Source organism: Pedobacter zeae (assembly GCF_014196715.1).
Taxonomy (GTDB): Bacteria; Bacteroidota; Bacteroidia; order Sphingobacteriales; family Sphingobacteriaceae; genus Pedobacter; species Pedobacter zeae.
Genome location: NZ_JACIEF010000004.1, coordinates 726,864 through 743,589, shown reverse-complemented (window position 1 = coordinate 743,589; position 16,726 = coordinate 726,864). Strand labels below are relative to the sequence as shown.

At 40.6% G+C, this 16,726-nt stretch carries 17 protein-coding genes; 14 read left to right on the top strand and 3 right to left on the bottom strand.

The window, feature by feature from the left end; genetic code table 11:
* Positions 1–18: 18 nt before the first annotated feature.
* The 13 genes from ilvB to GGQ60_RS21695 all read left to right on the top strand — a co-directional run bounded on the left by ilvB (position 19) and on the right by GGQ60_RS21695 (position 13,331).
* On the top strand, positions 19–1,767 hold the full coding sequence (gene ilvB / locus GGQ60_RS21755; protein ID WP_183768324.1) for a biosynthetic-type acetolactate synthase large subunit: 1,749 nt from the start codon (positions 19–21) through the stop codon (positions 1,765–1,767).
* Positions 1,768–1,807: 40 nt separating this feature from the next.
* Positions 1,808–2,446: an acetolactate synthase small subunit gene (gene ilvN, locus GGQ60_RS21750; RefSeq protein WP_183768322.1), complete on the top strand. Its 639-nt coding sequence runs from the start codon at positions 1,808–1,810 to the stop codon at positions 2,444–2,446.
* A gap of 116 nt (positions 2,447–2,562) precedes the next feature.
* A complete protein-coding gene (locus GGQ60_RS21745; RefSeq protein ID WP_183768320.1) occupies positions 2,563–2,940 on the top strand; it encodes a glyoxalase superfamily protein in 378 nt (125 codons plus the stop codon).
* A 7-nt stretch (positions 2,941–2,947) separates the two neighbouring features.
* The gene (locus tag GGQ60_RS21740) at positions 2,948–3,409 is read left to right on the top strand and encodes a DinB family protein (RefSeq protein WP_183768318.1); all 462 of its coding nucleotides are present in this window, start codon (positions 2,948–2,950) and stop codon (positions 3,407–3,409) included.
* A gap of 102 nt (positions 3,410–3,511) precedes the next feature.
* Positions 3,512–4,993, top strand: coding sequence for a ketol-acid reductoisomerase (gene ilvC / locus GGQ60_RS21735; RefSeq protein ID WP_183768316.1), 1,482 nt, complete (start codon positions 3,512–3,514; stop codon positions 4,991–4,993).
* A 110-nt stretch (positions 4,994–5,103) separates the two neighbouring features.
* The gene (leuC, locus tag GGQ60_RS21730) at positions 5,104–6,516 is read left to right on the top strand and encodes a 3-isopropylmalate dehydratase large subunit (protein WP_183768314.1); all 1,413 of its coding nucleotides are present in this window, start codon (positions 5,104–5,106) and stop codon (positions 6,514–6,516) included.
* Positions 6,517–6,613: 97 nt separating this feature from the next.
* Positions 6,614–6,916, top strand: a complete 303-nt coding sequence (locus GGQ60_RS21725) for an antibiotic biosynthesis monooxygenase family protein (RefSeq protein ID WP_183768312.1) — start codon at positions 6,614–6,616, stop codon at positions 6,914–6,916.
* 120 nt (positions 6,917–7,036) lie between these two features.
* A complete protein-coding gene (gene leuD, locus GGQ60_RS21720) occupies positions 7,037–7,621 on the top strand; it encodes a 3-isopropylmalate dehydratase small subunit (RefSeq protein ID WP_183768310.1) in 585 nt (194 codons plus the stop codon).
* Complete coding sequence (locus GGQ60_RS21715) at positions 7,621–9,081, top strand: ATP-binding cassette domain-containing protein (RefSeq protein WP_183768308.1); 1,461 nt, start codon at positions 7,621–7,623, stop codon at positions 9,079–9,081. The genes leuD and GGQ60_RS21715 overlap by 1 nt, the downstream gene beginning before the upstream one ends.
* Positions 9,082–9,085: 4 nt before the next feature.
* A complete protein-coding gene (leuB, locus tag GGQ60_RS21710; RefSeq protein ID WP_183768306.1) occupies positions 9,086–10,177 on the top strand; it encodes a 3-isopropylmalate dehydrogenase in 1,092 nt (363 codons plus the stop codon).
* 10 nt (positions 10,178–10,187) lie between these two features.
* The gene (locus tag GGQ60_RS21705) at positions 10,188–11,348 is read left to right on the top strand and encodes a 2-isopropylmalate synthase (protein ID WP_183768304.1); all 1,161 of its coding nucleotides are present in this window, start codon (positions 10,188–10,190) and stop codon (positions 11,346–11,348) included.
* A gap of 212 nt (positions 11,349–11,560) precedes the next feature.
* Entirely contained in the window at positions 11,561–12,811 is a 1,251-nt protein-coding gene (gene ilvA / locus GGQ60_RS21700; protein WP_183768302.1) for a threonine ammonia-lyase IlvA, read from the top strand.
* A 169-nt stretch (positions 12,812–12,980) separates the two neighbouring features.
* Complete coding sequence (locus tag GGQ60_RS21695) at positions 12,981–13,331, top strand: cupin domain-containing protein (RefSeq protein WP_183768300.1); 351 nt, start codon at positions 12,981–12,983, stop codon at positions 13,329–13,331.
* A gap of 154 nt (positions 13,332–13,485) precedes the next feature.
* Here GGQ60_RS21695 and GGQ60_RS21690 read toward each other — a convergent pair whose 3' ends face one another.
* Positions 13,486–14,046, bottom strand: coding sequence for a DUF4230 domain-containing protein (locus tag GGQ60_RS21690; RefSeq protein ID WP_183768298.1), 561 nt, complete (start codon positions 14,044–14,046; stop codon positions 13,486–13,488).
* A gap of 135 nt (positions 14,047–14,181) precedes the next feature.
* Between GGQ60_RS21690 and GGQ60_RS21685 the strand changes: the two genes are divergently transcribed.
* Entirely contained in the window at positions 14,182–14,592 is a 411-nt protein-coding gene (locus GGQ60_RS21685) for a hypothetical protein (protein ID WP_183768296.1), read from the top strand.
* Between the two features lie 91 nt (positions 14,593–14,683).
* On the opposite strand, the gene GGQ60_RS21680 is transcribed toward GGQ60_RS21685, so the two are convergent.
* A complete protein-coding gene (locus tag GGQ60_RS21680) occupies positions 14,684–15,676 on the bottom strand; it encodes an ABC transporter ATP-binding protein (RefSeq protein ID WP_183768294.1) in 993 nt (330 codons plus the stop codon).
* A gap of 177 nt (positions 15,677–15,853) precedes the next feature.
* Positions 15,854–16,669: an outer membrane beta-barrel protein gene (locus GGQ60_RS21675; protein WP_183768292.1), complete on the bottom strand. Its 816-nt coding sequence runs from the start codon at positions 16,667–16,669 to the stop codon at positions 15,854–15,856.
* Between the last annotated feature and the right edge of the window lie 57 nt (positions 16,670–16,726).

Here is a 16,726-nt window from a genome sequence, read left to right as displayed (position 1 = left end):
AACCGCAAAAACATAACTATGGAAACTGCACAAGAAACAATACAACAAACCGGGGCGAAAGCAGAAACCTCAAAAACCTTTAAAGGGACGGGATCTCAGGTTTTGTTGAATGGATTAATTGAAGAAGGTGTTACCACCATTTTCGGTTATCCGGGAGGCGCAATCATGCCAATTTATGATGCCCTTTACGATTATGCCGATAAATTAGAACATATATTGGTCCGCCATGAACAAGGCGGAATCCATGCAGCTCAAGGTTTTGCAAGGGCCAGTGGCGAAGTAGGTGTTGTATTTGCAACCAGTGGGCCAGGTGCCACCAACCTCGTTACCGGTTTAGCCGATGCCCAGATCGATAGTACACCATTGGTTTGTATCACCGGACAAGTTTTCGCTCATTTATTAGGTACCGATGCTTTTCAGGAGACGGATGTAATCAATATTACCACCCCGGTTACCAAATGGAATTACCAGGTTACTGATGCCAAAGAAATCCAGGAGGTACTGGCTAAAGCTTTTTATATTGCTAAAAGTGGCAGACCAGGTCCGGTTTTAATTGATATTACCAAAAATGCACAGATACAGGTAGAAGAATTTCCTGAATACGTAAAATGCAACCATATCCGTAGTTACCTTCCAAAACCAAAAGTGAGGGTCGAATATATTGAGCAGGCTGCTGAGCTGATCAATTCAGCAAAAAAACCATTTATCTTATTCGGACAAGGTGTAATATTGGGTAAGGCAGAACAAGAATTCAGGGCTTTTATCGAAAAAACTGGAATTCCGGCCGCCTGGACCATCATGGGTGAAAGTGCCATTCCAACTTCGCATCCACTAAACGTAGGTATGCTGGGCATGCACGGCAATTATGGCCCAAATGTATTAACCAACGAATGTGATGTACTAATTGCCATCGGTATGCGTTTTGATGACCGCGTAACCGGCCGATTAGATAAATATGCCAAACAGGCTAAAGTGGTTCACCTGGACATTGATCCCGCTGAAATTGATAAAAATGTTAAAGCCGATGTTGGCGTTTGGGGAGATTGTAAAGAAACGTTACCGCTCCTAACCAATTTGGTTAACGAAAACAAACATGAAGATTGGTTGGCAAAATTCAAAGAATATAACCAACAAGAAATAGATCAGGTCATTACTCCTGAACTGTATCCAACAGGCGATGAAATGACCATGGGAGAAGTATTACGCAACATCAACGAAATCTGTGGTGGTGATGCCGTAATCGTTACCGATGTTGGTCAGCACCAGATGGTAGCCTGCCGTTATGCTAAATTTAACAATACCCGTAGCAACATTACCTCCGGTGGTTTAGGTACCATGGGCTTTGGTTTACCGGCCGCAATTGGTGCTAAATATGGTGCGCCAGATAAAACCGTTATCGCCATTATAGGTGATGGAGGCTTTCAGATGACCCCGCAGGAACTCGGTACCATTATGCAGTTCGGTGCAGCGGTAAAAATACTGATCCTGAACAACCGTTTCCTGGGCATGGTTCGTCAATGGCAGCAGCTATTCCACGATAAGCGTTACTCTTTTGTAAACATTACCAGCCCTGATTTTGTAGCACTTGCCAAATCTTACTACATCGAAGCTGCTAAAGTAGACCAACGAGCAAACCTTAAAGCAGCATTGGAAACCATGATTAACCATGAAGGTTCTTATCTGCTTGAAGTTATGGTAGGCAGAGAAAATAATGTTTTCCCGATGGTACCACAAGGAATGGGTGTAAGCGAAATCAGATTGAAATAAAGGTAAAACCTAGAAGACCAAAGGTTAAAAAGAAATTATCATGAGTACTGAAAATACAATAGAATATAAAACAACAAAAGCCGACTTTGACGGAAAGCAGGAATACACCATCACGGTTTATGCCGAAAACCGTATCGGTTTATTAAACAGGATCGCGATTATCTTCTCGAAAAGGAAAATTAATATCGAAAGCCTTAATACCTCCCCTTCTGAAATTGATGGTATCCACCGTTTCAATATCGTAATTCATGAAAGTTACGAAGTAGTACGCAAACTGGCCCGTCAGATCGAGAAGCAGATCGAGGTATTGAAAGTTTATTTTAATACAAACGACGAAATTATATGGCAGGAACTGGCACTTTACAAAGTTTCTACCGATGAAATTGCAGAAAGGGTAACCGTTGAGCGCTTACTAAGGCAATATGGCGCCAGTGCAGTAGTAATCCGTAAAGATTATACTGTTTTTGCAGTTACCGGTCACCGCGAAGAAACTGATGCCCTGGTAAAAGCTTTGGAACCTTACGAATTGATTGAGTTTGTTCGTTCGGCAAGGGTTGCCATTATCAAAGATAGTGCTGGTTTCCACGAAAAGCTAAAAGAATTTGAAGCCGTTGAACCGGGTGAAGAACTGGTAGAAAACGAGTTTTTAGATAAAGGACAGAAGATTTTCACCATGTAATCCAAAAATAAATCCGTCATTGTAAGGAGGAACGCCGGAGCAATCTTTTTAAGAATTCAGAATAAGATTGCTTAGGCCAATACAACCCAGCCTCGCAATAACAGTAAACTAAAAATATGAAATGCAATAAGGCCATACCAGTTTTAAGAATATTCGATTACGATAAAGCAATCGAGTTTTATGTGAACTGGCTTGGCTTTAAAATAGATTGGGAACATACATTTGAAGAAAATGCCCCGGTTTATATGCAGATTTCGCTTAATGGCATCGAATTACATTTAAGTGAGCATCATGGCGACGCTTCTCCGGGTGCCAGTGTATTTGTAGATTGTACCGGGCTGAAAGAGTTTCATAAAACCATTATTGATAAAAAGTATAAATACAACCGCCCAGGATTGGAAAAAACATTTTACGGCACATGGGCGGTAACCGTAAACGATCCGTTTTACAACAAAATAATCTTTAACCAAACGTTAACAGAAGAAGAAAAATAACAGCAGAATGGATCAGATATTTGAATTTATTATCAGCTCAAGAACGGCATTTATTAAGTTGGTTGATAGCTTAACTATCGAACAATTAAATAAAATTCCGGATGGTTATAACAATAACATCATCTGGAACTTTGGCCACATTGTAGTGAGCACACAAACACTTTGCTATTTTCGTACCGGTATATGGCCGGATACAAGCGCTGTAAAGTTTAACGAGTTTTACAAAAAAGACACTAAACCAACTTATGCAGTTAGCGAAGCAGAGGTAGCAGAGTTGAAAACTATAGCTTTAGCAAGTATCGAAACCATTAAAGCTGATTATACAAATGGAACGTTTGCGAACATTACGCCCTTTTTAACGGCAACCTACGGTGTACAGTTAAACAGTATTGAAGAGGTACTGATTACCACAATCGGCCATGATAATGTACATTTTGGTTACGCCAATGCGTTGAAGAAAAAGGTATAAGGTAAAAAAAAGAATCGGTGAAATCGCTAAATCAGCGTAATTAAACCGAAAGAAAGAAAATATAAAACCCGATAAATAAATAGAAATTAACCAATAAAAACAATGGCAAATTATTTTAACACATTACCGCTTAGAGAAAAATTAAACCAATTAGGTGTTTGCGACTTCATGAACAGTTCTGAATTTTTAGATGGCGTAAACGCACTAAAAGGCAAAAAACTGGTAGTTGTAGGCTGTGGAGCACAAGGCTTAAACCAAGGTTTAAATTTAAGAGATAGCGGTTTAGATGTTAGTTATACATTGCGTAAAGAAGCGATTGAAGGTAAAAGAGATTCGTGGAAAAATGCTACCGAGAATAACTTTAAAGTAGGTACTTACGAAGAATTGATCCCTACTGCTGACGTGGTAATTAACCTTACCCCAGATAAACAGCACACTGCAGTGGTAAATGCCATTATGCCCTTAATGAAAGAAGGTGCAACTTTATTATACTCACACGGTTTCAATATCGTTGAGGAAGGCATGCAGATCCGTAAAGATTTAACCGTGATTATGGTGGCACCTAAATGCCCTGGTAGTGAGGTTAGAGCAGAGTATGTTAGAGGTTTTGGTGTACCAACCTTAATTGCGGTTCACCCTGAAAACGATCCTCAAGGTAAAGGTTTAGCGCAGGCTAAAGCGTATTGCGTAGGTACCGGTGGACACAGAGCGGGTGTATTAAAATCATCGTTTGTAGCAGAAGTAAAATCTGATTTAATGGGTGAGCAAACCATCCTTTGTGGTTTATTGCAAACTGGCTCTATCCTATCTTTCGATAAAATGATAGAAAAGGGAATCGATGCAGGCTACGCTTCTAAACTGGTTCAATACGGTGTTGAAGTAATTACCGAAGCCTTAAAGCAAGGTGGTATTACGGCCATGATGGATAGATTAAGCAACATTGCTAAAATCAAAGCTTTCGAAATTTCGGAAGAATTGAAAGATATTATGCGTCCGTTATTCCAAAAACACCAGGACGATATCATGAGTGGCGAATTTAGCCGCATCATGATGGAAGACTGGGCAAACGGAGATAAAAACCTATTAAAATGGAGAGCCGAAACAGGCGAAACGGCTTTCGAAAAAACACCAGCAGGTGATGTTAAAATCGGTGAGCAGGAATATTTCGACAACTATACTTTAATGGTTGCTTTTGTGCGCGCCGGCGTTGAACTGGCTTTCGAAACCATGGTACAGGCTGGTATTAAACCGGAATCGGCTTACTACGAATCGTTACACGAAACACCTCTTATTGCCAACACTATTGCACGTAAAAAATTGTTCGAAATGAACCGCGTAATTTCTGATACGGCTGAATACGGTTGCTATTTGTTCGATCAGGCCTGCAAGCCGCTTTTGGGTGATTTCATGAAAAAAGTAGACACCGATTTAGTTGGTAAAAACTTTAATGAAGGTAAAGACGGCGCAGTAGATAACAGAAAATTAATTGAGGTTAACGAAGCTATCCGTTCGCACCAGGTGGAGCAAATCGGTGCCACATTGCGTAAAGCAATGACTGCAATGAAAGCAATTAAAACTGCATAGAAACAAAAAAGCATGTTATCCTGAGCCTGTTGAAGGAATTCTTTTTGTTTCTATAAATAAAAAGTCTTCGACAAGCTCAGACTGACAAACATTAAATAATAATAGCAAAGATGTCAAAAACATTAGTAGAAAAAATTTGGGATGCACATGTGGTAAAAAGTGAGGAAGGGTTTCCTGATATTTTATACATTGATACACACTTAATACACGAGGTAACCTCTCCGCAGGCTTTTGATGGTTTGCGTAAAAGAGGCTTACCTGTTTTCCGCCCGAAACAAACGGTTGCTACTGCCGATCACAATGTACCTACCTTAAATCAGTTATTGCCGATTAAGGAAGAGCTTTCGCGTTATCAGGTAGATATGCTCACCAAAAACTGTGCTGAATTTGGTATCGAACTGTATGGTTTAGGCCATCCTTTCCAGGGCATTGTACACGTTATAGGTCCTGAACTGGGTATTACTTTACCTGGTAAAACAATGGTTTGCGGCGATAGTCATACCTCAACCCATGGGGCTTTCGGTGCCATTGCATTTGGTATTGGTACTTCGCAGGTTGAGCAGGTTTTTGCAACACAATGTTTATTGCAATCGAAACCTAAAACCATGAAAATTGAGGTAAATGGCGAGCTTGGGCCTGGTGTTGGGGCAAAAGATATTATCTTATACATCATTGCACAGATTTCTGCCGCTGGCGGCACCGGTTATTTCATCGAATATGCAGGTTCGGCAATCGAATCATTAAGCATGGAAGCCCGCATGACCATCTGTAACATGAGTATCGAAATGGGTGCACGTGGTGGTTTAATAGCACCAGATCAAACTACATTCGATTACATTAAAGGAAGAGAATTTGCTCCGGCCGGTGAAGAATGGGATAAAGCCCTGGCATACTGGAAAACTTTATACAGCGATGCTGATGCCAAGTTTGACAGCGTATTAACTTTCGATGCGGCAGATATTGCACCAATGATTACCTACGGTACCAATCCTGGTATGGGCATGGGTATTCAGGAACATATCCCGGCAACCGCAGCACAGCCCGAAACCGAAAAAGTATCGTACAAAAAAGCATTGGATTATATGGGCTTTGATGATAACGCATCGCTGATCGGAAAACCGATTGATTATGTTTTCATCGGAAGCTGTACCAATTCGCGGATCGAAGATCTGCGCGAAGTTGCCGATTTTGTTAAAGGCAAGCGCAAAGCAGATAATGTTACCGTTTGGATTGTTCCGGGATCGAAACAAGTAGAACAGCAAGCTAAAAACGAAGGTCTGGATAAGATTTTTGAAGCTGCTGGTTTCCAGTTACGCGAACCCGGCTGCAGTGCATGCTTGGGCATGAACGAAGATAAAATCCCGGCAGGTAAATATTGTGTATCTACATCGAACAGAAATTTCGAAGGTAGACAGGGACAAAATGCCCGTACGTTATTAGCCAGCCCGCTTACTGCCGCAGCAGCAGCGGTAACCGGAAAAATTACCGACGTAAGGGAAATGCTTGAAAAGGTAGAAGGTTAAAAGGCGGAAGGTTTAAGGCTAAAACCCATAGTCAAAAATCGTCATTGCGAGGCACGAAGCAATCTTAATGCTGTAGCAATGGCGAAAAAATTAAATTATGATTTTAGAAGTTGCCATACTTAATGTAAAAGCCGGGTTATCGGCCGATTTTGAAAAAGTTTTTCAGCAAGCGCAGAAAATCATTTCTTCAATGAAAGGTTACATTTCACACCAGCTTCAAAAATGTATTGAAGATGAAAACAAATATATTTTGCTGGTAAATTGGGAAACACTCGAAGCGCATACTGAAGGTTTCAGGCAATCGGCGGCATATCAGGATTGGAAGAGGTTATTGCATCACTTTTATGATCCTTTTCCTACAGTCGAACACTTTGAGATGGTAGAGCGTTGCAAAACCTAAAGTGGAGGATAGAAACATGGAGCATAAAAATACCACCCTTAAGCAAACGGCTTAAGAATAAAGATAAAAAGTGGAGTACAAGTCTTGCTGCTTAGTATTCCTTACTTGATACTAATTAACATGAAAAAATTCACGAAATTAACATCGGCAGTAGTGCCTTTAAACATAGAGAACATTGATACCGACCAGATTATCCCTGCGAGGTTTCTAAAAGCGACTACCCGCGAAGGTTTTGGCGAGAATCTATTCCGCGATTGGCGTTATAACGGCGATAATACACCAAAACCAGAATTTGTAATGAATAACCCCACCTATAGCGGGCAGGTTTTAGTTGCAGGAAAAAACTTTGGCTGTGGCAGTAGCCGCGAACACGCCGCCTGGGCCATACAGGATGCTGGCTTTGATGCCGTAATAAGCAGTTTCTTTGCCGATATTTTTAAAGGCAACGCATTGAATAATGGTTTATTGCCCATTCAGGTAAGCGACGATTTCCTGGCGCAGATTTTTAAAGCCGTAGAGCAAGATCCAAAGTCGGCACTTGAAGTTGATCTCGAAAACCAGACCGTTACCATTGTAGAAACCGGTGCTCAAGAATCTTTCGAGATTAATCCTTATAAAAAATCATGCCTGATAAACGGTTACGATGATATCGACTTTATCCTGGCACAAACTAAATTAATTGAAGAATTCGAACAGGCAAGGTAATGTTTAAACCATTCGTTTACATACAGGATTTAAATTTAAGTTACCACCACAAAGTGGTGCTAAAGGATTTGTATTGGGAAATGAATGTTGGTGAAAGCTATGCAATAGGAGGCCAAAGCGGAACAGGAAAAACATCTTTGGCAAAAGCCATTGCAGGCCTGGTTCCATACCAGGGGAGCATAGAAATTGATTTTAACGTACAGAGTAAACTTCCTCGGGAGGTACTTTATGTTGAAAGCTGGTACCAGTTCAAGAATTTAGAGGGTGTTGCCAACTTTTATTATCAACAGCGTTACACCAGCCAGCAGGCTAAAGAAACCTTAACCGTCCATGCAGAACTGGTTTCTTATGGAAAAGAAAAAGGGCTGCATTTAGATCAGGTTGAACCGATATTGGAAGCCTTGGGCTTTTCTACATTTGCCAGTTCGCAATTGATCGAATTATCCAGTGGCGAGCATAAAAAACTTCAACTGGTTAAAGCTTTATGGCTTAAACCACAATTGTTGATCATCGATCAGCCCTATACCGGTTTAGATGTTGCCTCACGCAAAAACCTGAATATTCTTTTAGATCAGGCTGCCGGGGAAGGAGTTCAGCTGATCCTGGTATGCAATGATCCAGAACTCCCGAACTGTATCCGTTCTTTTGCCGAAATAATTGATGGAAATCTGGTTAAAGTAGATGCCTTAGAAAGTTCTAACAGCATCGAAAATCCTTCAATAGAAATCCCCGATTTCCTAAAAGAATCGCCGGTTTATAGTTCTTACGACATTGTTAAAATGGTTAACGTAAACATTAGCTATGGCGAAAAACAAGTGCTTAAAAATATCAACTGGGAAGTAAAAGCCGGAGAAAAATGGCTTTTACAGGGACATAATGGCTCTGGAAAATCTACCCTGTTAAGCCTCGTAAATGGCGATCATCCGCAATCTTACGCCAACGAACTTTACTTGTTCGGCAACAGGCGCGGAAGTGGTGAAAGCATATGGGATATTAAACAGCATATCGGTCTAATCTCGCCCGAGTTTCATTGGTATTTCGATCCAACTGCTACCGTTTGGCAAAGTATCGCCTCCGGATTTTACGATACGGTAGGTTTGTTCCAACAGTTGCCTTATACAAAAAGCACACAGGTAGACGAACTGATAAAATACTTCGGCCTTACCGAAAATAAAAATGAACTATTAAATGCGCTGCCACTGGGTAAACAACGATTGGTATTACTGGCACGCACGATTATAAAAAATCCGGAATTGTTAATTCTGGATGAACCTTGCCAGGGCTTAGACCAACAGCAAACCAAGCATTTTAACCGGTTGGTTGATGAATTATGCAGCAATGGGATGACCCTGATTTATGTTGGCCATTTTGAATCGCAGCTGCCAACCTGCATAGAAAAAAGAATATTGTTAGAAAAAGGCGAGGTAAAAGTCGTCGAAACTATACTAGAAAGCGTTTAGTACAATGAAGAAGAACATTTTAGTAATACCTGGAGATGGTATCGGACCCGAAGTTACTACTTGGGGAAAAGCAGCCTTAGAAAAAATTGCTGAAATTTTTGGCCACGAATTTATTTTTGAAGAAGCTTTAATGGGCCATGCGGCTATTGAAGTTACTGGCGAGCCCCTGCCAGATGCAACTTTAGAAAAAGCAAGACAAAGCGATGCCATTTTATTTGGTGCCATTGGCCATGCCAAATACGACAATGACCCGAGTTTAAAAGTTAGGCCTGAACAAGGGCTGTTAAAAATCCGTAAAGAACTGGGGCTATTTGCCAACCTCCGCCCGATATTACTATTTGATGAACTTCTCCAGGCATCGAGCATTAAACCCGAAATTTTAAGGGGAACCGATATTTTGTTTTTCCGCGAATTAACTGGCGATGTTTACTTTGGCGAAAAAACACGTTCTGAAGACAGAAACACGGCTTCAGATTTAATGATTTATCACCGATACGAAGTAGAACGCATTGCCCACAAAGCCTACCAGGCTGCGCAGCAACGTAACAAAAGGTTATGTTCTGTAGATAAAGCCAATGTTTTGGAAAGTTCACGCCTGTGGCGCGAAACTGTTCAGGAAATTGCCAAACAATACCCTGATGTAGAAACCGAACACATGTTTATTGATAATGCCGCCATGCAACTCATCAAAAACCCTAAAAAGTTCGATGTGGTTTTAACTGCCAATTTATTTGGCGATATTTTAACCGACGAGGCTTCACAGATTGCAGGTTCAATGGGTATGCTGGCTTCGGCATCTGTTGGCGAAAGTACCGGTTTCTTTGAGCCGATTCACGGTTCTGCCCACGATATTGCGGGTAAAGACTTAGCGAATCCGCTGGCTTCCATCCTATCGGCAGCATTAATGCTGGAAATCGGATTCGGGCTAAAAGAAGAAGCCAAAGTATTGGTTGATACTATCGACCAGGTATTGAAAGAAGGCTTCAGAACACATGATATTGCCGATCAAAACACAAACCGCTTTAAAGTTTTGGGTACCGCCGAAATGGGAAAACTGGTATTAAAATTCTTATCACAAAAATTAATCACATCCTAAACCTAAGATTATGATTCACGACCCTAACAAAGTTTATATTTTCGACACGACTTTACGTGACGGTGAGCAGGTTCCAGGCTGCCAGTTGGATACAAACCAAAAAGTAGAAATCGCAAAATCACTCGAGCTTTTAGGTGTTGATGTGATTGAGGCCGGTTTCCCCGTCTCCAGCCCGGGAGATTTTAACAGCGTAATCGAATTATCAAAAGCAGTAACCAACCCGATTATCTGTGCTTTAACACGCGCAAATAAAAACGATATCGACGTTGCTGCAGATGCTTTACGTTATGCAAAAAGACCACGTATCCATACCGGGATCGGTTCTTCTGATTTCCATATCAAACATAAATTTAACAGTACACGCGAAGATATCTTAGCCCGTGCAGTTGAGGCAGTAAAATATGCTAAAAAATATGTAGAAGATGTTGAGTTTTACGCAGAAGATGCCGGCCGTGCCGATATCGAATTTTTGGCCAAAATGGTTGAGGCTGTAATTGCCGCAGGCGCAACCGTAGTAAATATTCCGGATACCAACGGCTATTGCCTTCCAGACCAATACGGCTCGAAGATCCTTTTCCTAAAAGAAAATGTTAAGAACATCGATAATGCCATTATTTCGGTTCACTGCCATAACGATTTAGGTTTAGCTACCGCCAACTCTATTGCCGGCTTACAAAACGGTGCCCGCCAGGTAGAATGTACCATTAACGGTATAGGTGAGCGCGCAGGTAACACCTCGATGGAAGAAGTAGTGATGATTTTAAAAACGCACAAAGTACTTGGCTTAAACACCAGTATTGATGCGACGCAGTTTTACGATATCAGCCACACGGTGAGAAACCAGATGAACATGCCCGTGCAGCCTAACAAAGCCATTGTTGGGGCCAATGCATTTTCGCACAGCTCGGGTATACACCAGGATGGTTTCTTAAAAAACCGCGAAAATTATGAAATCATCAGACCGGAAGATGTTGGCTTCCCTGATGCCACTATTGTATTAACAGCCAGAAGTGGCCGCCATGCTCTAAAGCACCATTTAGACCGCTTGGGTCATAAATTGGAAAAAGACCACCTGGATATTGTTTATAAACAATTTTTGGTCTTGGCAGATAGCAAACAGGGTATTAACGACCACGATTTAAATCAACTGGTTGCTTTGCATTTAGCTTAATGCGGTGAGGGTTTAAACTTAGGCGATTAGCATTTAGTTTAACGCATTTGACCTAAGTTTAATAAACCTGATTGAAATGAGCATGAAGCGCAGCGGAATAAAATGTAAAGCAGGACAGCTGCAACCGATAGAACACCGAACCCTGCTTTACAAAAATATATAAGCGAGATTTAAGTCTTGATGCTCATATCTCTCTATTTGATACTACAACAATGAATATAACAACACCGAAGACACTGGATTTTCAATCTGCATTTCAAAAACTGAAAGGTGTGGTAAAACGTACACCTTTAGAATTCAACGCCGGACTTTCTGCTCATTACAATGCCAATATTTATTTAAAAAGAGAGGATCTCCAAATTGTACGTTCATACAAATTACGTGGTGCTTACAATAAAATCAGTTCGTTACCGCAGGATGCTTTAACCAATGGCGTAGTTTGTGCAAGTGCCGGTAACCATGCGCAGGGGGTGGCCTATTCATGCAAAAAAATGGGAATTAAAGGTGTTATCTTTATGCCCGAAATTACCCCAAAACAAAAGGTTAAGCAAACTTACATGTTCGGTGGCGACAATGTGGAGGTCGTTTTGGTTGGTGATACTTTCGACGATTGTTTGAAAGAAGCCCTGGCCTACAGTGCAGAAAAATCGGCTACTTTTATTCCTCCTTTTGATGATGAAAAGGTAATTGAAGGGCAGGCAACCGTTGGTATGGAGATTTACGAAGACCTGCCGGATTTAGACATTATTGTAATGCCTGTTGGCGGAGGTGGTTTGGCTTCGGGCGTGAGCGCTTACATGAAAACCGTTAAACCAGATGTAAAACTGGTAGGTGTTGAACCACTCGGCGCACCATCTATGGTTGCTGCAATGGAACACGGTGGTCCTTATACTTTAGAAGAAATAGACCGTTTTGTAGATGGTGCCGCGGTAAAAAGGATCGGCCACATCACCTACGAATATTGCAAGGAACTTCTTGATCAGATGCACCTGATCCCTGAAGGGAAAATCTGTACCACGATATTAAAACTTTATAATGAAGATGCCATCGTAGTTGAACCGGCAGGAGCATTATCTGTAGCTGCATTAGACCAGCTTAAAGACCAGATCACAGGTAAAACAGTAGTTTGTATCGTTAGCGGTGGAAACAACGATATAGAACGCATGCAGGAGATCAAAGAGAAATCTTTACTCTTCGAAGGTTTGAAACACTATTTTATTGTACGTTTCCCCCAAAGACCAGGTGCATTAAAGCTATTCGTGAACGAAGTTTTAGGTCCGCAGGATGATATTACCCGTTTCGAATTCATTAAAAAAACGAATAAAGAAAATGGCCCTGCATTGGTGGGCATTGAACTTTCCAATAAAAACGATTATGCCAGCTTATTGCAGCGCATGAAAGACTTTAAATTTGATATTATTGAGCTAAACCAGGACCAGACATTGTTTGAGTATTTGGTTTAAGGATTAAATATATCCGTCATTTCGAGTGGAATGCAGCGAAGCATAGATCTCTTCATTACACTACGTTTCAGTCGAGATGACGATAGATTTAGTAATTCGTTAATCTTGGAGCCTGTTGAAGGACAAATGTAGTGTTTCAACAGGCTCAACATGACCTAACTTATAAAAAATGAATTTCAAAGACTTAAGCAACCAGGCATTAATTTCAGACAGCGATATCGATTGGGAAGATTTAGGTGCAGGCGTTAAACGCAAGATCATGGCTTACGATGATAACCTGATGCTGGTTAAAGTAGCATTTGAAAAAGACGCCATTGGCACCATTCACAATCACCCACATTTACAAATGAGCTATGTAGCCAAAGGAAGTTTTGAAGTAACGATGGGCGATGATAAAAAGGTATTGAATGAGGGAGACGTATTCTTTGCGCCGTCGAATGTATTCCATGGCGTGTTATGTTTGGAGGCAGGATTACTGGTTGATGTTTTTAACCCGCACAGGGAAGATTTTTTGAAATAGATTTTTAATCAATCGTCATGCTGAATTTATTTCAGCATCTATCATGCAGACCTGCGAAGCCTTAATATTATACCTTTCACCAGACCCTGAACTAAATTCAGGGTGACGATGCCTAAACCTACCTTTCTAACCCCTAAAACCCTAACCAATAGCCCTACTCAAAAGTAAACTTCACATTCTTGTACCCTAAGCCTTCAATAATCGGCTTAAGTACGGTTGTTGCATTAATTTTAGTCTGCGCTAAAATACTCGATTTCTTAACTTCAGCAGTAATTTGTTTTTCGGCTGCTTTATAGGCTTCATCTACCAAACTGGCCTCCCGGAAAAAAGCCATTTTGGTATCATAAACGCGCGAATTTTTATGGTCTATTTTTACATAACAGATTTCGGGCTGTGGTAAATTTACTACAGCAGTGTCCGCATCTATACCGATATCTTCCCTGGTAATTTTAGTCAGGTCGATACAACCTACCGCTTCGGCCTTAACAATTAATAAAACACTGGCTTCGGGCAAAAAATCAGTTTTATTTTTATGTTCCAAAACATCGCTGATCTGGTACCGGACCAGTTCCAATTTACCAATAGCCTCAATTTTTTCTACTAAAAGCTGATGTTTACTTTCGACCGTGGTATTGATGCTGAACTTTTTGGAGATAAATAAGTACCCTGCAACCGCCAAAATTAACCAGGGTAAGAGGCGAAAAAAGATCTTCATGTGATGGGAATAAATGCAAATTTACGATTGATATTTATAGCTAACTGTACAATAATTAATCCATAAATAGATTGTTGCATTTTTTGGCAGAAGATTTGTAATATCAAAATCACACACAAATAAAAACTAATCAACATGAAAAAACTTACCATCCTAATGCTTTGCATTGCCACACTAGGTCTGGCTTCCTGCAAAAAAGACACCATTGTTCAGCCTAGCAACGCGATTTTAACTGTAGTGAAAGATATATCAACTAACGCCTGGGTATTGAGCAATGATGGAAAAACATATTCAGCAGACATTTCTGTCCCTGAAATAGACCAATATCACATTGATAATGAGGGAACTTTGGTTTACATTTCTTACAATAGCGGGGCTAGTTACATCGCATTACCATTTGTTTATAACGTAGATGCCTATAGCTTCGAGGTATACAGAGGTGGCGTATCGATCGACGTACAAAGCTCAGATTATCAAGCAACAACTCCAATAAAACCAACATCAACGGTAAGGGTTAAAATAGTCCTGGTTGGAAACGATTTGTAGCCAATATTTAAAATGTATATTTATTTCGATTTAGATGCCATCAGGTATATTCATATTATAACTGTAATTATAGCTAAATCAGGGATAGGCATTAAAACTCTAAAAAACGACTAATGTTCAACTGAACGTAGTCGTTTTTTTTATGCTCGCCCCTGTTCAGCTGTATAGCGCGGATGGCTACACCATTTCTTTCTACCAGCAATTCATCATAAAAGCCTTTGTAATACACATCTTTTACTTCATAGCGCCTGCTGCTCCAGTTATTGCTCACCTCTGCCCATTCAGGATAGAACACCACAAATTCTTTTTGTGTTTTTAAACCAATTTTCTCGGCATCAGCAGCTGGTAATACCACGGCATTGCCTAAAATCTGGGCGGTATAAATATGGGCCGGATGCTGGTAAATATCTACCGGCCTGCCAGTCTGCAGTAACTCCCCACCTTTTAAAATCAACAGCTGATCGGCCAGGAATAAGCCATCGGCCGGATCGTGCGATACCAATATTACCGTTACGCCGGTTTCGGCTGCTATGCGCTTAATATCGGCACGTAACTGATTTTTAAGCAAGGCATCAACCTGGCTAAAGGGTTCATCTAAGAGTAAAACCTGTGTATCCGAAACCATGGCTTTGGCAATAGCTACACGTTGCTGCTCGCCACCACTCAGTTCGATAATTTTTTTATTCTGGAGCGGTAAAATCCGCAGGTGTTCCATAATGGCCAAAGTTTTTTCAGCTTTGGTTTTCAGGTCGGTATTTGATAACTGTGAGGCAATGTTATCGTACACTTTCGCATAAATATTAAGCGAAAAATCCTGCGTAACCATTTTCATTTGCTTATGGCCGGGTATCAGTTGTTCATCTGGCCCTTTAACATGCTTATCTTCGAAATAGATTTCTCCTTCATCCGTTTTTAACAGTCCGTATATGGATTTAAGCAAGGTCGATTTTCCACTGCCGCTCTCGCCAATTATAGCCACCACATCGCCTCTGTTGATATCGAAACTTATATTTTTAATGCCACCGGCCTGTTCTGCCTGATATTGCTTGGTTAAATTTTTAACGCTGATTAAGGTATTGCTCACGCAGTAAAGATAGTGAATAAGCTTAAAGCAGAAAGACTAAAGCCGAAAGCAAAATTACAAAGGCATATTAAACACATTGTTTAAGCTTAAAAAATGCTAAATAAAAAATCCTGCCTCGCCTAACCGAAACAGGATCTGTTCATTTGTGCAATAAGTCCGCTTGAGGAAATTTAGAGGCTAGTTTAATCCAAAAGTAACTCCGAAGCTCATGTTCTTTAAACCAGCCTGCTGTTCGGTAGTAAACATATCGTTGAAATAATATTTGGTAAACAGACCCAAGCCCCCGTAACCAAACCTAACTGTACCACCATAACGTGCTGACTGGAAGTGATAGCTATCGTACTGCTTTTCTTTGCCACGCTCAGCACTGATTTGTTTGATCTTTCCGTTCAGCAAGAAGCTTACTTCCGGACCTAAAACCAGGTAAAACCTTTTGCCGTGGCTGTTTTCTTTCGTACGGAACTCGAAATTTAGTGGGATGTGTACATAACTGCTCGAGAAACGGTTTTTAGAAAAATGTACCGGCGACTGATCGGTGTACACAAACTCATTCGTGTTTTTGGCAATGGTGATGTCTTTTCTCAAACGGATCAAAGTCCAATCGAAACCACCGGCTACATACACCTTAAAGTTAGGGTTAAAACGGTAGCCAAACTGTAAGATATCAAAAGAGAAAGTACTGGTTTTTCCACCTTTATAATCCAAAAAATCGTTATTAGGCGATAAATTAAAGCTTCCGTTATCAATTAACCTGGAGAAACCCCAATCAACCCTGGTAAAGGTAATCCCGCCTACAAAGCGGCCTTTTTTTGCTTTATCCAAAGAATCTGTTTTTTTCGTGATCAAATTACCACCACCAATATTTATGGTGTATTTTGCTTTCTTTTTGATCACAGTATCTTTTACCACTGTATCTTGTTGTGCAAAAGCACCTGTAGCCATAACACCGGCAAGCCCGCTTACCAAAAGTGTTGTTAATATTAGACGTTTCATATCTGTGTGTTTGTTATGTTTAATGTTGTAAAAATGGTTAACTGAAAACTGCCAGCT

Coding starts and splice junctions, on each gene's coding strand:
- ilvB (WP_183768324.1), top strand. CDS start 19: ATGGAAACTGCACAAGAAACAATACAACAAACCGGGGCGAAAGCAGAA.
- ilvA (WP_183768302.1), top strand. CDS start 11,561: ATGAATATAACAACACCGAAGACACTGGATTTTCAATCTGCATTTCAA.
- GGQ60_RS21725 (WP_183768312.1), top strand. CDS start 6,614: ATGATTTTAGAAGTTGCCATACTTAATGTAAAAGCCGGGTTATCGGCC.
- leuC (WP_183768314.1), top strand. CDS start 5,104: ATGTCAAAAACATTAGTAGAAAAAATTTGGGATGCACATGTGGTAAAA.
- GGQ60_RS21705 (WP_183768304.1), top strand. CDS start 10,188: ATGATTCACGACCCTAACAAAGTTTATATTTTCGACACGACTTTACGT.
- ilvC (WP_183768316.1), top strand. CDS start 3,512: ATGGCAAATTATTTTAACACATTACCGCTTAGAGAAAAATTAAACCAA.
- GGQ60_RS21695 (WP_183768300.1), top strand. CDS start 12,981: ATGAATTTCAAAGACTTAAGCAACCAGGCATTAATTTCAGACAGCGAT.
- GGQ60_RS21740 (WP_183768318.1), top strand. CDS start 2,948: ATGGATCAGATATTTGAATTTATTATCAGCTCAAGAACGGCATTTATT.
- leuB (WP_183768306.1), top strand. CDS start 9,086: ATGAAGAAGAACATTTTAGTAATACCTGGAGATGGTATCGGACCCGAA.
- GGQ60_RS21685 (WP_183768296.1), top strand. CDS start 14,182: ATGAAAAAACTTACCATCCTAATGCTTTGCATTGCCACACTAGGTCTG.
- ilvN (WP_183768322.1), top strand. CDS start 1,808: ATGAGTACTGAAAATACAATAGAATATAAAACAACAAAAGCCGACTTT.
- leuD (WP_183768310.1), top strand. CDS start 7,037: ATGAAAAAATTCACGAAATTAACATCGGCAGTAGTGCCTTTAAACATA.
- GGQ60_RS21690 (WP_183768298.1), bottom strand. CDS start 14,046: ATGAAGATCTTTTTTCGCCTCTTACCCTGGTTAATTTTGGCGGTTGCA.
- GGQ60_RS21675 (WP_183768292.1), bottom strand. CDS start 16,669: ATGAAACGTCTAATATTAACAACACTTTTGGTAAGCGGGCTTGCCGGT.
- GGQ60_RS21745 (WP_183768320.1), top strand. CDS start 2,563: ATGAAATGCAATAAGGCCATACCAGTTTTAAGAATATTCGATTACGAT.
- GGQ60_RS21715 (WP_183768308.1), top strand. CDS start 7,621: ATGTTTAAACCATTCGTTTACATACAGGATTTAAATTTAAGTTACCAC.